Source organism: Ruania halotolerans, assembly GCF_021049285.1.
Classification (GTDB): Bacteria; Actinomycetota; Actinomycetes; order Actinomycetales; family Beutenbergiaceae; genus Ruania; species Ruania halotolerans.
Window position 1 is genome coordinate 2,146,361 of sequence record NZ_CP088017.1, and the last position, 14,615, is coordinate 2,160,975.

A 14,615-nucleotide genomic window follows, 5' to 3' on the forward strand; every position below is an offset into this window, starting at 1 on the left:
GATGCCTCCTTCTCCGCCTCACGGGACGGGATTAAAGGGTTGCGTGCCGAGAGCCCACTCTAGCGCTCCCCGGAGTGCATCGACGTCCCGTCCCGCCCTGGTGTGCCCAACGCCACGTCCGGGTCGATCACCGAGGCCAGGAGCCCAGTGAGCGCTGCGGCCGCATCGCCGGGATCCATCGCTTCCAGCGTGGCCAGCACCGGCGCCATCTCTTCCGGCAATCCCTCAGTCGCCACTTGCGCGACCAGATCGGGATCCGGTGCCCGCGGAGAAAGCCCGCGCACCTCGTCCGCGCCGGCCCGCAGCGCCGCCACGAGGTCACGGGTGACGCGGTCTGTCACCGGCGTCAGCGTCAGGTGGGCCGTTCGTGGAAGCGCCGTGTGGTCAGGCTGGGTGAAGGCGGGTTGCGCCTGGAGCAGGAACCCATGCCGGCGGACCGCGTCCACCAGAGCGAACGGGTCCACCTGGTGCGCCGGTGCACGTGCGGGGTCGGCCGCGACCGCGAGCAGGGCCGCGGCCGGGCGACCCACCACCGTCAGGCCGCTGATCCCGCTGAGCGCCTTCCGCACGGCGCTCGTCGCGTGTGCCGTCTGCTGCACAAGCTCGGCATACCCGGTCGTCCCGAGCGCCCGCGTCACCGCCCAGGAGGCAGCCAGCGAGGTCGCCGACCGGGAACCGAGCATGGTCGGGTTCACCACGGGATAGCCGGGCCACTCGGTGGTGGCGTAGTACTGCGCCCGATGCCGCTCGCGCCCGCGGTACAGGACCACCGAGGCCCCCTTCGGGGCGTAGCCGTACTTGTGCAGGTCGGTGGACATCGAGGTGACGCCGGGAACGGCGAAGTCCCACTCGTCCTCGTGGCCGGGCCACCAGGGCAGCAGCCAGCCACCGATGCATGCGTCCACGTGCAAGGGCACGTCGCGAGCAGCCAGTGCCGGCGCGACCTGCGCGATCGGGTCCATGGTGCCGAACGGGTAGTTCGGTGCGCTCAGGACCACCAAGGCAGTTGAGTCGTCGACGGCGGCGAGCATGGCCTGGGCGTCCACCGCACCGGTGTGGGGGTCGACGGGCACTTCGGTGCGTGCGAGGCCGAGATAGTGCGCCGCCTTACGGAAGGCAGGGTGCGCCGTCGTGGGCAACACGAGCCTCGGCGTTTCGGCATGAGGCGCGGTAGTGCTGTCCGAGTGCGCAGCCAGCCAGCGCTCACGCGCGGACTTCACGGCCAACAGGCAGGACTCGGTGCCCCCCGAGGTGACCGAACCCACCACGGACTCGTCCCCGTGTAGCACCTCGCGGGTGAATGCGACCAGGTCGCGCTCGAGTACGGCCACCGAGGCGAACGTGGTGGGGTCCAGGCCGTTCACCGGGAGGAACATCGTCGCGGCGCGTGCGGCGAGCTCGTCGAGCTCGGGGCGACCGTGGTCGTAGACGTAGGAGAGCACCCGGCCGCCGTGCGTCGGCGGGTCGGCGGCCCGGACCTGGGTGAGGGCGTCCAGCACGGACGCCGGTGACTGCGGTTCGATCATGGGGCATCTCCGGCAGTGGATCGGTAGCGGGACAGGGGGATCAGCGAGGTCAGGGCAAGGAGTGCCGGGAGCACGCTGAAGATCAGCACCACGCCCAGCAGGGCACTGTCTGGCTGTGCGGCGGGATCGCCGCCGGTGCGCGAGACGAAGCCGCACACGGCGAGCACAGTGAGTGCCAGAGTGGGTCCGAGCGCCAGACCACCCGTCTCCCCCGCTGTCCAGATCCCGGCGATCACGCCGGCCCGCTCGACAGGCTCGTCGTCGTCGCGGCTGCCAGTGCTCTCAGTGCTGTTCGTGCTGTCGGTGCTGTTCGTGCTGTCGGTGCGGGTGACATTCGCCGAATGCCGTCGACGGGCGGCACGGTCGGCCGCGATCACGTCCGGCAACATGGCGAGCGGGTACAGCTGCATCCCCGCGTACGCGATACCGGCGAGGCCGACGGCGGCATAGACCCACCAGCCGACGCCCACCGTCATCAGGGCCAGCGCCGCGGTGGCGGCGGTGAACAGCAGGGTGCTGGCGACGAAGGCCGCGCGTTTACCGATCCGGTCCGCTAACTTCCGCGCGGGCACCATCACCAGGAGCGCCGGCGCCACCAGGGCTACGAACAGGAATGTGACGGCCGACTCATCCCCGAGTACGTACGTGGCCACGTACTGCGCGGCAGCGAGCATGGCGCCGGTGGCCAAGGCCTGCAGCACAAAGGTGGCCAGCAGGGCACGCAGCGGCGGGGATTCCCGCAGCGCAGCGATCCCGGTTCGGATGGCACCTGCGCCGGGCGCAGGCCCGGCGGGTGCGGGAGCCTGGTCCAGTCCGGTGCGCGCCAGAGTGCGCCTGCCCGCCCGGCCCGCGCCAAGGGCAGCCACGAGCATCCCGGCACCCATCACGAGGCCGCATACGAGCGCCATCACCAGGTATCCCGTGCGTCCAGAGCCGGCCGCATCACGGACCATCGGGCCACCCGCGCCGAATGCGAGGATCGCCAGGGCCAGCACCGCGATCCGTGGAGCAAGGAGGTGCGTACGCGCCCGCGGGGTGTGCGCGAGCTCGGCCGGAAGGGCGATATAGGGCACCTGGAAGAGGGAGAACGCCGTGGTCGCGAGCAGGAAGGCGGCCACCACCCAGGCGGCAGCGGGCACCCCGGTGCCCGGTGCTGCGAAGAGCAGCACGAAGGTGGGTGGGACCAGTACAGCCCCGGCGAGCATGAACGCCGTCCGGGAGCCCCGCCGTCGGGCGCTGGCATCACTGAGACGTCCCACGAACGGGTCCACGAGGACGTCCCAGATCTTCGGGACGGTCACCACCAGAGAGGCGATACCGGCAGCGATACTGAGCGTGTCGGTCAGGTAGTAGCTGAGCACCAGTCCCGGCAGGGTGCCGAACCCGCCCGTGCCCACCGAGCCGATCGCGTAGCTCCCGCGCACCCCGCGCGGCAACATGCCGACGGCGGAGGCGGGAGCGGAGGGCACGTCAGTCCACCAGGCTCGGTCCCAGTTCGGAGATCCGGCCGAGCAGACCGTTCACGAACCCCGGTGACTCGTCCGTGCTGAGGCTGCGGGCCAGGCCCACCGCTTCGTCGATCGCGACGGCGTCCGGAACGTCGTCGTTGTAGAGCACCTCCCAGGCGCCCACTCGTAAGATCGCGCGATCGACCGTAGGCATCCGCTCCAGGGTCCACCCCTGGGAGAAGCTGGAGAGAACCTCGTCGATCCGTTCGGCGTGCGCCGCGAAACCCTCCACGATCTCGACGGCGTACTCAGGCAGCGCCGCCTGCGTCCCGGGCTCGGTGATGCGTTCGGCGAGTACCGAGACCGGGGTCGGCCGGCCAGGGTCGGTCCCTGCCGCGACCGCGCGCTGATCGGCCTCGTACAGAACGTCGACCGCGCGTTTACGCGCCTTCGTGCGTGCGGGCATCGGGTGTGCTCTCAGTCGTTCACGCGGCCGAGGTAGTCACCCGAGCGGGTGTCCACCTTCACCTTGGTGCCGGCCTCGAGGAAGAGGGGCACCTGGATCTGGTATCCAGTCTCGATGGTGGCAGGCTTGGTCCCTGCGGAGGAACGGTCGCCCTGAAGGCCCGGCTCGGTATAGGTGATCTCCATGACCACAGACGTGGGCAACTCGACGTACAGAGGCGTCTCCTCGTGCAGCGCCACGATGGCCTCGGCACCCTCGAGGAGGAAGTTCGCCGCAGTGCCCACCGCGGCCTCGGGCACGGTGAGCTGTTCGTAGTTGCTCGTGTCCATGAACACGTAGCCGGTTCCGTCGGCGTACAGGTACTGCATGTCGCGACGATCCACGTTCGCCGTCTCGACCTTGACACCGGCGTTGAATGTCTTGGCGACCACCTTGCCGGACAACACGCCCTTGAGCTTGGTCCGGACGAACGCCGGGCCCTTGCCAGGCTTGACGTGCTGGAACTCGACGACGGACCAGAGCTGTCCGTCGATGTTGAGTACCGTGCCGTTCTTCAGGTCATTGGTCGTTGCCACGCGGCTATCCTCACTGCTGTTCTCGGGTGGTCGGGGTCGCAGGCACGCGTGCGACTCCTCATGTGCGCCCGCTCAGGGTAACGTGCCGATTCGCCGCGCGGCACCAAGGCCTCGCGGCGGAGCACGCCTCACGTCAGAAGTCTGAGGAGGCCGAGCGCGCCGGCGCCGATAGCGCACGCCCACAGATACGAGGTCAGCGTACCGACGAGGAAGCGTTCGGAGACGCCCGCCTCTCCGTCCAGGGTGCGGAAACGCCCGAGGCCCTTGACCGCCACCACGACGGCGATCCCGGCCGGGTAGCCCACCAGGATGGTGCCGGTGAGGGCGAGGCGCTCCAGGATGCCGATCCACAAGCCACCGCGCAGGACCTCCTCGGGGGCTCGAGGCTCGGTCGCCTCCTCCTCGCCGGTCCCAGCATTAGCGGCGCCGGCGGACTTGGTGTTGCCAGCGGCGGGCGCCTTGCGCGTCACACGGGCGAGCACCCAGCCGGTCAGGGGCGCTCCAAGCGCGGAGGAGAGCCCGAGTGCGGCGAGGACCACGCCGACCGTGAGAAGCACCTGCGGAACGGACATGGTGATCATCCTGCCGTGGCAGCGTCGAGATCGGCGAGGAGGCGCACCGCGAGCGGGTGCACTGCGCGTTCCTCCTCCCACATCGCCGCGCGGAGACGGTCGCTGACGGCCTGGGGGCTGATTCCGAGTTGCTCGGCCACGTCCTTCGCCGTGCGATCGCCCGCTGAGAGCAGATCGATAGCCTCCCAGCCGGCGTCGGAGCGGCGGCGCACGATCACGGTGAGCAACTGCAGGAGCGCTTCGCACTCTTCCGCGGCCGCGGCATCGGATGCTTCCAGTGCGAGCGGCACCGGGACAGTTCGGCCGCGTGCCCGCTCCACGGCATCACGCGCGTGCAGGAACGCGGGCCCGGTGGACGCACGTGCCGTTTCCGCCAATGGCAGGCTCGCGGCGCCGACACCGATCCCCACGCTCCATTCCTGGCGACGCTGCAGGGCGAGGGCGATCACCAACGTGGTGCGCGCATCGGTGAGGACGCCCTGGACCTCGTCCCCGACAGTGCGTTCGAACCCGAGCGCGACGCCGTCGGCGTCGCTGGTGAACTCAGCGAGAGCCGCGAGCAGTGCGGGTACCTGATCGCTGCTGTGACGGGAGTTGTCCTGGTCAGCGGTAATGACGAACATAGATCAAGGGTAAAACCTTGATCTATGAATATCAAGGCCCTTGCCTTGATCATCCGCGATCAGGCCTCTCCCCCTCGGCAGTCAAAGCCTGCAGCGCCAACCGATAGGAATCCACGCCGAATCCCGCGATGGTCCCCGTGGCGATACCCGCGATCACACTCGTATGACGAAACCGCTCCCGCGCCGCGGGATTACTCAGATGCACCTCCACCAGCCGCAGCCCACCCGTGGTGACCTGCGCGGCCGCGTCCCGGAGGGCGTAGGAGTAGTGGGTGAACGCCGCAGGATTGAGTACCACATCGCTGCGGGAATCGACCGCCTCGTGCAGCCAGTGCACGAGTTCAGCCTCGTCATCACTCTGGCGCACCTCGGCGTGCAGGCCGAGCTCCGACGCCCAGGAGTGCACGCGGGCGGTGAGCCCCTCGTGATCGAGGTGGCCGTACACATCCGGCTCACGGCTGCCCAGGCGGCCCAGGTTCGGACCGTTCAGCACCAACACCTCAGTCATCACCACTCCCCTCGCTGATCGCAGTGTAGGTGGCCTCCAGCAGCGCCGGGTCGGGGCCGGTCAACCGGGTCGGCCGGGCCAAACCCTCCAACACCACGAACCGCAGCGTGGCGCCCCGGGTCTTCTTGTCCCGGCCCATCGCGGTGCGCAGCGCCTCCCACGCACCGGGCCGATAGGTGGTCGGCAGCCCGACCATGCTGAGCACGTCGCGGTGTCGGCGGGTCAGCGCGGCATCGATGAGTCCGGCCCGATGCGCGAGTTCGGCCACGAAGACCATACCCACGGACACTGCCTCACCATGACGCCAGCGGAACTCCTCGTTCAACTCCACCGCGTGAGCGAAGGTGTGCCCGTAATTGAGCACCTCACGCAATGAGGACTCTTTCAGGTCGGCGGAGACCACCTCCGCCTTCACCCGCACGGCCCGCTCCACCAACTCGGCGAGCACCGGACCATCGGGCACCAGTGCTGCGAGGGCATCGGCCTCGACGAGCTCGAGAATGCGTGGATCAGCGATGAAGCCGCATTTGATCACCTCGGCCATCCCGGCACGCAGATCTGCGTCACCGAGCGTGCGCAACCAGGCCAGGTCACAGACCACAGCGGTGGGCGAGTGGAAGGAGCCGACGAGGTTCTTGCCTTCGCCGGTGTTGATCCCGGTCTTGCCACCCACGGCCGCATCGACCATCGCGAGCAACGTCGTGGGCACCTGGATCACCCGGACGCCCCGCAGCCAGGTGGCGGCCACGAAGCCGGCCAGATCGGTGGTGGCGCCGCCACCGAGCCCGATCACCACATCGGTGCGGGTGAACGCCGCCTGCCCGAGAGCAGCCCAGCACCGGGCGGCCGTCTGCGCCGTCTTGGCCTGCTCGCCGTCCGGCAGCTCCTCGGCGAGCACCTGGTAGCCGGCATCGGTGAGGCGGGTCGCCACCTGCATGGCGGACTCGGCGAGGGACGGCGGATGCATGAGAAAGACTCGGGTGGCATCGGCCACCAGGGCCGGCAACTCGGCCAGCAGGTCGGTCCCGATCACCACGTCATAATCGTGCTCGGCGCGCACTGGAACCCGTGCGTGCACCTGCCCGCCCGTCGTCATTTCGTCATCTCCGCCAGTACGGCATCGCGGACCTGCTCGGGATTGAGCCCGTCGGTAGGCACGACGGCGGTCGCGAGCCGCTCGTAGATCCCTCGCCTGGCGTCCATCAACAGCTGCCACTGGCGGCGCGGGCTGCCGAGCAGCAACGGGCGGGAGGTGGTCAGCCCCACCCGACCGGCGGCGTCGGCCAGTCCCACGGAGAGGAAGACGACCGTGTGACCGGCCAGCTCGGCCTGAGTATCGGAGTTCAGGACCGCTCCCCCGCCCAGGGCGAGAACGCCGTCGTGCTCCCGCAGCGCCGTGGCCACGGCCGTGCGCTCGGCCCGCCGGAAATAGTCCTCACCATCATCGACGAAGATGTCGGGGATGCTGCGCCCCTCGGCCACCTCGACGTCACTGTCGGTATCGCGGAACGTGACGTCCCACTCCTGCGCCAGCAACCGGCCGACAGTGGACTTCCCCGCACCGGGCGGGCCGATCAGGACGAGACGGGGACCTGGGGCGACCGGCGTGGTCATCGGATGGTCTCCGGGATCGCGTCGAGGTAACCGCCGATGTTGCGGGCTGTCTCGGAGACGGAGTCTCCCCCGAACTTCTCCAGCAAGGTCTCGGCCACGACGAGGGCGACCATGGCTTCAGCCACCACGGCAGCGGGCGCGATCGCGCACACATCGGAGCGTTGGTGCAGTGCGGTGGTGGCCTCGCCCGTGGCCACGTCCACGGTGGCCAGGGCCCGGGGCACTGTGGAGATGGGCTTGAGCGCAGCGCGCACGCGCAGCACCTGCCCGTTGGTCATCCCACCCTCTACCCCGCCGGCGCGGTTGGTCTGCCGGGTGAGGTGACCGTCGTCATCGCGCACGATCTCGTCGTGCGCCACAGAGCCTCGGCGAGCCGCGGTGCGGAACCCGTCGCCGACCTCGACCCCCTTGATGGCCTGGATGCTCATCAACGCACCGGCGAGCCGGGCGTCCAGGCGCCGGTCGGCGTGCACATAGCTGCCCACGCCTGGCGGGATCCCATAGGCGAGCACCTCCACGACGCCGCCAAGGGTGTCGCCCGACTTCTTCGCATCGTCGATCTCGGCGACCATCTGCTCTGAGGTTGCCGGGTGGAAGCAGCGGACCGGGTCGGCATCGAGGGCGGCGACGTCCTCGGGGCGGGGCGCCGGGGCATCCTCGGGCACGCTGATGGGGCCGGTCTGGACCACGTGGGAGACGAGCCGGATCCCGGCGGCCTGCTCGATCAGCGCGGCAGCGACGCGTCCCAGCGCCACCCGGGTGGCGGTTTCCCTGGCGGAGGCCCGCTCCAGGACGGGGCGCGCGTCATCGAGGTGGTACTTCGCCATCCCGATCAGGTCCGCATGCCCGGGCCGCGGGCGGGTGAGCGGCTTGTTCCGGGCCTGCTCGCGGACGTCACCGGTGCCGGCGTCCACGTCGAGGATGCTCGGATCGATCGGGTCGGCGGACATCACCTGTTCCCATTTGGGCCACTCGGTGTTGCCGATCTCGATCGCGACCGGGCCGCCCATCGTGGATCCGTGCCGCACGCCTCCGAGGAGGCGGACCGCATCCTGTTCGAACTTCATCCGGGAGCCGCGGCCATAGCCGAGCCGGCGCCGAGCGAGAGCGTCGGCGATGTCGTCTGTGGTGATCTCCACCCCGGCCGGGACGCCCTCCAGGATTCCCAGCACCGCTGGTCCGTGCGACTCTCCTGCCGTCAACCATCTGAGCATGGCGTCATCCTCCCACGCCTTCGGCGGCCCCCGTTTGAGGCGTCCGTGCTGCGAGCAACGACGTCAGGCGCCGCCCGCAATCCGGTCACCGAGGGCGAGCGCAAGCGCCGCCCCTGCCGCCAGCCATGGGCCGAAAGCCACAGCAGTGCGACGAGTGGCCCTACGCGCGAGGAGCAGGCCAACCGCGAACAGTCCACCAAGGAGGAACGCGAGCACCACCGATCCGACCACGGGCGTCCACCCGAACCAGCCGAGCGCCAAAGCGAGCACGGCACCGAGCTTGACGTCCCCGAGGCCGAGGCCCGATGGGGTGAGCAGGCACAGCATCAGGAGCGCGCCGCCCACCGCGAGCGAGGCAAGCAGGGCGCGCGCGAGATCGGGCCAGTCACCGGCACCGACCAGGGCGCCGACGAGCCATCCGAGCAGGATCACGCCGCCGGTGGGAAAGACGAGGGCGTTCGGAAGCCGGTGGATGGCGAGGTCCACGGTCACCAGGAGGGCGAACATCACGGCCACGACGACGAGGGTGACCAGTTCGACGGCGTGCAGGCCGAGCCAGGGCAGTCCTGCACCAGCCGCAGCGGCAAGCAGCACGTGGAAGCGACGGCGAACCCACGCCGAACTCGCACCGTCCCGGGCGAGCGTGCGCACCTGCGGGCTCGCTGCCCAGGCGACCGCGCCCAGCACTGTCGCACCCACGACGGTCACCACGAGGGCAATCGCCACGTTCTGCGACCACAGGGTGCTCAGCTGCATCGTCCCCATGATTCCAGGGCGCCCGCGGCTGTGCCGGACCCCTGTGGATAACGCACGGTGTCAGTTCAGCTGCGGGCGGCGAGAGCCTGCGTGAGGGCGGCGCGCATCGCCTCGACCGGAGCCTCCCGCCCGGTCATCAGGCGGACCTGTTCGCAGGCTTGGTGCAGGAGCATCAGATACCCCGGCGCGATAGCGCCACCGGCACGCGCCCAAGCGGAAGCGGCCGCGGTCGGCCAGCCCGCGTACACGGCATCGAGCAACACCTGCCCTGGTCGCAACGAGGCGTCCGCGACCCATTCCGTGAGCGGATCTGCCGCGTACTGCGGCAGGGTGAGCACCACCACGTCGGCGGCGGCGAACAGCCCTGGAGCCTCCGGGGCGTCGAGGGCGACATACTCGGGCGACACACCCATTCGGGAGGCGGCGCGGCGCACCGCCCCCACCCGGGCCAAGGACCGTGCGAGCACCGTGGGGTGGGTGATCCCGAGTTCCCCGACGGCGGCCACGGCAGACGACGCGGTTGCCCCACCTCCGACAATCACCGCCCGCGCCGGTCTCCAGCCCTCGGGTGCCACCTCCCGCAGAGCCGCGGTGAGGCCATGCACGTCGGTATTCGCCGCCACGAGCAATCCGCCAGGTTGGCGCAGCAGGGTGTTCGCCGCCCCCACTACCTTGGCGAGCCCGTCCACATGGTCGGCCAGGCGGAGAGATTCGTGCTTGAGCGGCATGGTCAACGAGAGCCCGGCCCAGGAGTCATCCAGTCCGCCGACGAAGCCGGCCAGCTCATGCTCGTCGACATCGTGGAGCTGGTACTCCCAGTCGGTCAGCCCGAGTGCCATGTAGGCGGCCTGGTGCAGGACCGGGGAGAGGGAGTGTGCGACCGGGTGGCCGAGGACTGCTGCGCGGCGACCGGTCTTCACGGGCCCTCGTTGATGATGTGGCGTCTCACTCAACTGTTCTCGGCCTGCCACTCCCGAAGGAGCAGGACGTTCTCGTTGTGCTCTGTCAAGGTCTCGGAGAAGCGTGTTTCACCGGTGTCCAGGTCGATCGTGACGAAGTAGCAGAGATCGCCTTCGGCCGGATTGAGGGTTGCCTCGATCGATTCACGACTCGGCGAGTTGATCGGGCCAGGTGGAAGACCCGGGTTCTCGTGAGTGTTGTATGGCGTGTCCTCGCCCGATTGGCCCTGAGAGACCACGTCCGTCAGTGATATGCCCAGGCCATAGGCGACAGTGGAGTCCATCCCGAGCGTTCCACTCTCGTTACAGAAGTCGAGTCTGTTTTCAATCACCAGGGCAGCGCGGGCACGGTCCTCCGGAAGGATGACCTCCGCCTCGACGATGGACGCTTTGATGAGAACGTCTTGGCGTTCTTCTGCTGCTACGTCCATTGAGTCCAGAAGATCGATGGTCTGATCGACCATACGCTCCAGTACATCAGTCGCCGTATCGTCTGGATGGACGTTGTAGGTCGACGCCGCAAGCCAGCCCTCCATGTTGCCCTCTGCAACGTCGGGGAGATAGTCGGTCGCGACACTCGCCGCAGCCTCCTCGACTTCGGCCACATCGACTTCGAGTCGCTCGGCCACGCGCGCATAGATCTGATCCGCACGCCAGCCTTCAGGGATGGTGATACGCGAGTCCGCGAGTGTCGATCCGTCCGCCATCGCGGCCACCACATCCTCTGCGCGCATCTGCTCCATCAGCACGTGGGTGCCCGGTTGAATACCCGCAGCGTCCGGATTGGCATTGAACGCATTGACGAAGGCCGTGCGGCTGGCCACCACATCTGCCTCGACCAACACCGTGGCCATCTCACCGCCACTCGCGCCCTCCTCGATCACCACCTCGACCTCGCCGTTACCCGGGCCCGGATAGTCGGTGGGTGCCTCGGAGGCCTGCTCATTGCCATCCAGAAGCGGACGCACGAGCACCCAGCCGCCACCCACGAGCAACGCCAGCGCCACGAGCATCACGAGGAAGGAGACCACGTTGCGGCGCCGTTGGGCACGGCGTTTCGCCTGCCGCAGACGCGCCGATGCTCGACGCGCCCGAGTCGACTCGGGTGCGTCATTGAACAGGTCCGTCACGTGCCCTCCTGGTTCGAATGGTCTACGCCCGCCACCTCGATCAGCTCCCCTGGGGGCCTACCCTGCTGACGCTCTGCGTCCAAAGCAGCCTCCAGGATCGTTACTGCGGCCACCTGATCCACGACCTCCCGGTGGCGGCGGCTGCTCCGACCGGCCGCGTGCAGCACCTGGTGCGCCGTGACGGTGGTGAGTCGCTCGTCCACCAAGCGGATCGGAACAGGCCTGATGGTATGGAGTAGCTCCCCAGAATACGCCCGCACCGCACGTGCTGCGGGCCCCTCAGTTCCGTCGAGGCTTCGAGGCAGTCCGACGAGTACCTCAATCGGGTCGTGTTCGGCCACGAGCTCACCAAGTTCGCGCAGTCCGTGCCGCTCGCCCTTGCGGGAGACCGTGCGCACCGGGGTGGAGAGGATTCCGTGCAGATCGCAGCGCGCGACACCGATGCGAACTGCGCCGACATCGATCGCGAGCCGGACGCCGGTGCGGAATCCTTCAGGCACGCACACCGTCCAAGTCGGCTGCTACGGCGCGGAGCGCCTCCTCGAGCGATCCGGCATCCGTGCCACCGCCTTGGGCGATATCGTCCTTCCCCCCGCCGCCACCGCCGAGACGGGTGGCAGCCACCCGGACCAACGCACCGGCCTTCGCCCCTGCGGACCGGGCGGCGTCGTTGGTCGCCACCACCACGACGGGACGCTCCTTGACCACGGCACCCAAGGCGACCACGGACGGCGAGGACGAGCCCAAGCGGTCCCGGATGTCCAGGACCAGCGAGCGGACGTCGTCGGCGGAGGTGAGTTCACCCAGGGTGGCGGTGACTGTCCGGATTCCGCCACGATCGGCGGCCGATGCGGCCAACTCGCCTGCACGAGCGAGCAACTGCCCCTGCCGGAGCGAGGCCAGTTCGCGCTCAGCGTCCTTCAGGCGTCCTAGGATGCCGGAGATCCGATCGGGGAGTTCCTCGCCGCGGGCGCCAACCAGTTGCGAGATCTGGCCGACCAGCGCATGCGCTTTCGCCTGGTTGTCATAGGCACCTTGGCCCACCAGAGCATCGATTCGACGCACGCCCGATCCGATCGAGGACTCCCCCAACACCGTCACGAGGCCGAGTTCGCCCGAACGAGCCACGTGCGTGCCGGCGCACAGTTCCTTCGACCAGTCGCCTCCGATGGAGACCACCCGGACGCGGTCGCCGTACTTCTCCCCGAAGAGTGCCATCGCACCCTGGGCCTTGGCTTCGTCCAGGCTCATCGTTTGATCTGTCACGTCCAGATCGTCGGCCAGGCGTTCGTTCACCCGCTGATCGATCTCGGAGATCACCGAGGCGGGCACTGAGGATCCGTGCCGGAAGTCGAACCGCAGGCGGGAGGGAGCGTTCTCCGATCCTGCCTGAGTGGCCTGCTCCCCGAGAAACTCATGCAGGGCCTTGTGCACCATGTGGGTGGCCGTGTGTGCACGGGCGATGGACCGACGGCGGTGGGTGTCGATGGTCGCGACCGCCGTCTCGTCCAGGGCGATGGATCCCTCGGTGAGCGTGCCGCGATGGACGTGCAGCCCCTTCACCGGGGATTGCACGTCGGCCACGTCCACCACGCCGCCGCCGGCCAGCGCAATCGTCCCCTGGTCGGCGAGCTGACCTCCGGCCTCGGCGTAGAACGGCGTCTGGTCGAGGATGACCTCCACCTCCGCGGGGGCCTGGGCCACCGGAGCAGAGGTTCCATCGACCACCAGGCCGACCACGCGTGCCTGCGCGGCATCGTCGGTGTAGCCCAGGAACGTGTCCGGTCCGCCGAGGCGGCTCAGGAAACCCTGGTAGACCGCTGGGTCCACGTGCCCGGTTTTCTTCGCGAGAGCGTCGGCGCGGGCACGGGAACGCTGCTCGGCCATCAGGCTGCGGAAACCGGCCTCATCGACGTCGACGCCCTGCTCGGCGGCCATCTCCAGCGTCAGGTCGATCGGGAAGCCGTAGGTGTCGTGCAGGGCGAACGCGTCCGTGCCGGGCAGGACAGCGCGGCTCCCTCCGGCCGAACGTGCCTTGGCCACGGCTGTGTCGAGAATCGTCGTGCCGGAGACGAGGGTACGGCGGAAAGCGTCCTCCTCCTCATAGGCCACTTGGCTGATCGACCCGAACGCCTGGGCCAATTCCGGGTAGGACTCGGCCATCGCATCCTTGGCCACGGGCATCAGATGTGGCATGGCACGCTCAGTCACGCCAAGCAGACGCATCGACCGGACCGCACGCCGGATCAGGCGGCGCAGCACGTAACCGCGACCGTCATTGCCGGGGCGGACGCCGTCGCCGATCAGCATCAGGGCCGATCGCACGTGGTCGGCCACCACTCGCATGCGTACCTGATCCGGGTCGGCAGAGTTCCTGCCGAGCTGATACTGGGCACCAGAGAGCTCTTCCACGGTCTGGATGAGCGGGTACGTCTGGTCGATCTCGTACAGGTTCTCTCGGTCCTGCAGAATCGTGGCGAGGCGCTCGAGCCCGAGGCCGGTGTCGATCGACTTCCGCTCCAGTTCGCCGAGCAGCGGGTAGTCCTTGCCCGCGCCAGGTCCACGAAGGAACTGGTCGAAGACGTTGTTGTAGATCTCCAGGTAGCGGTCGCCGCCGGGATCGACAGTTCCGCCCTCGGCGTCTGGCCCGTACGCGGGCCCGCGGTCATAGTGGAACTCCGCACACGGGCCCGCGGGACCGGGCTGGCCGGTGTCCCAGAAATTTTCCTCGCGCGTGAGCTTGACGATATGCCGCGGGTCTACACCGATCTCCAGGAGGGCACGCTCAGCCTCAGCGTCCTCGTTCCAAATCGTCACCCAGAGCCGATCGCCATCGAGACCGAACCCACCGTCTCTGGTGGACCCGGTGAGCAGCTCCCAGGAGAAGCCGATCGACTCGGACTTGAAGTAGTCGCCGAACGAGAAGTTCCCGCACATCTGGAAGAACGTGCCGTGCCGGGTGGTCACCCCGACGTTCTCGATGTCGTTGGTGCGGATGCACTTCTGCACACTCACCGCGCGCGAGTAGGGCGCCTCCTCGGTGCCGACGATGTAGGGGATGAAGGGGACCATCCCGGCGATCGTGAACAGCACTGACGGATCTGGCGAGATCAGCGGCGCGCTCGGCACCACGGTGTGACCGCGCTCGGAGAAGTAGGTCAGCCATCGGTTGCGAATCTCGGCGGTGCGCATGGGTTCTCGTTCGTTTCAGTTCAGCGGGGACT

At 68.7% G+C, this 14,615-nt stretch carries 15 protein-coding genes; all 15 read right to left on the minus strand.

Annotated elements, in window-relative coordinates:
- Positions 1–59 precede the first annotated feature (59 nt).
- The 15 genes from LQF10_RS09525 to alaS all read right to left on the minus strand — a co-directional run bounded on the left by LQF10_RS09525 (position 60) and on the right by alaS (position 14,583).
- A complete protein-coding gene (locus LQF10_RS09525) occupies positions 60–1,526 on the minus strand; it encodes a pyridoxal phosphate-dependent decarboxylase family protein (protein ID WP_231063622.1) in 1,467 nt (488 codons plus the stop codon).
- Positions 1,523–2,995, minus strand: coding sequence for an MFS transporter (locus tag LQF10_RS09530; RefSeq protein ID WP_231063623.1), 1,473 nt, complete (start codon positions 2,993–2,995; stop codon positions 1,523–1,525). The genes LQF10_RS09525 and LQF10_RS09530 overlap by 4 nt, the downstream gene beginning before the upstream one ends.
- A 1-nt stretch (position 2,996) precedes the next feature.
- The gene (gene nusB / locus LQF10_RS09535) at positions 2,997–3,440 is read right to left on the minus strand and encodes a transcription antitermination factor NusB (RefSeq protein WP_231063624.1); all 444 of its coding nucleotides are present in this window, start codon (positions 3,438–3,440) and stop codon (positions 2,997–2,999) included.
- An 11-nt stretch (positions 3,441–3,451) separates the two neighbouring features.
- A complete protein-coding gene (gene efp / locus LQF10_RS09540) occupies positions 3,452–4,015 on the minus strand; it encodes an elongation factor P (RefSeq protein WP_231063625.1) in 564 nt (187 codons plus the stop codon).
- A gap of 128 nt (positions 4,016–4,143) precedes the next feature.
- Entirely contained in the window at positions 4,144–4,587 is a 444-nt protein-coding gene (locus LQF10_RS09545) for a hypothetical protein (protein ID WP_231063626.1), read from the minus strand.
- 5 nt (positions 4,588–4,592) lie between these two features.
- Positions 4,593–5,210, minus strand: a complete 618-nt coding sequence (locus LQF10_RS09550; RefSeq protein WP_231063627.1) for a helix-turn-helix domain-containing protein — start codon at positions 5,208–5,210, stop codon at positions 4,593–4,595.
- A 49-nt stretch (positions 5,211–5,259) separates the two neighbouring features.
- Positions 5,260–5,718: a type II 3-dehydroquinate dehydratase gene (locus LQF10_RS09555; RefSeq protein WP_231063628.1), complete on the minus strand. Its 459-nt coding sequence runs from the start codon at positions 5,716–5,718 to the stop codon at positions 5,260–5,262.
- Complete coding sequence (gene aroB, locus LQF10_RS09560; RefSeq protein ID WP_231063629.1) at positions 5,711–6,814, minus strand: 3-dehydroquinate synthase; 1,104 nt, start codon at positions 6,812–6,814, stop codon at positions 5,711–5,713. Before aroB ends, LQF10_RS09555 begins: the two co-directional genes overlap by 8 nt.
- Positions 6,811–7,332: a shikimate kinase gene (locus tag LQF10_RS09565; RefSeq protein WP_231063630.1), complete on the minus strand. Its 522-nt coding sequence runs from the start codon at positions 7,330–7,332 to the stop codon at positions 6,811–6,813. Before LQF10_RS09565 ends, aroB begins: the two co-directional genes overlap by 4 nt.
- Positions 7,329–8,546 carry a chorismate synthase gene (aroC, locus tag LQF10_RS09570; RefSeq protein WP_231063631.1) on the minus strand — a complete coding sequence of 406 codons (1,218 nt, stop codon included), beginning with the start codon at positions 8,544–8,546 and terminating at the stop codon, positions 7,329–7,331. Before aroC ends, LQF10_RS09565 begins: the two co-directional genes overlap by 4 nt.
- 63 nt (positions 8,547–8,609) lie before the next feature.
- On the minus strand, positions 8,610–9,302 hold the full coding sequence (locus LQF10_RS09575) for a prepilin peptidase (protein WP_231063632.1): 693 nt from the start codon (positions 9,300–9,302) through the stop codon (positions 8,610–8,612).
- Between the two features lie 65 nt (positions 9,303–9,367).
- Positions 9,368–10,222: a shikimate dehydrogenase gene (locus LQF10_RS09580; RefSeq protein ID WP_231063633.1), complete on the minus strand. Its 855-nt coding sequence runs from the start codon at positions 10,220–10,222 to the stop codon at positions 9,368–9,370.
- A 29-nt stretch (positions 10,223–10,251) separates the two neighbouring features.
- A complete protein-coding gene (gene mltG / locus LQF10_RS09585; RefSeq protein ID WP_231063634.1) occupies positions 10,252–11,391 on the minus strand; it encodes an endolytic transglycosylase MltG in 1,140 nt (379 codons plus the stop codon).
- Complete coding sequence (ruvX, locus tag LQF10_RS09590; RefSeq protein ID WP_231063635.1) at positions 11,388–11,891, minus strand: Holliday junction resolvase RuvX; 504 nt, start codon at positions 11,889–11,891, stop codon at positions 11,388–11,390. The genes mltG and ruvX overlap by 4 nt, the downstream gene beginning before the upstream one ends.
- Complete coding sequence (alaS, locus tag LQF10_RS09595; protein ID WP_231063636.1) at positions 11,884–14,583, minus strand: alanine--tRNA ligase; 2,700 nt, start codon at positions 14,581–14,583, stop codon at positions 11,884–11,886. The genes ruvX and alaS overlap by 8 nt, the downstream gene beginning before the upstream one ends.
- Between the last annotated feature and the right edge of the window lie 32 nt (positions 14,584–14,615).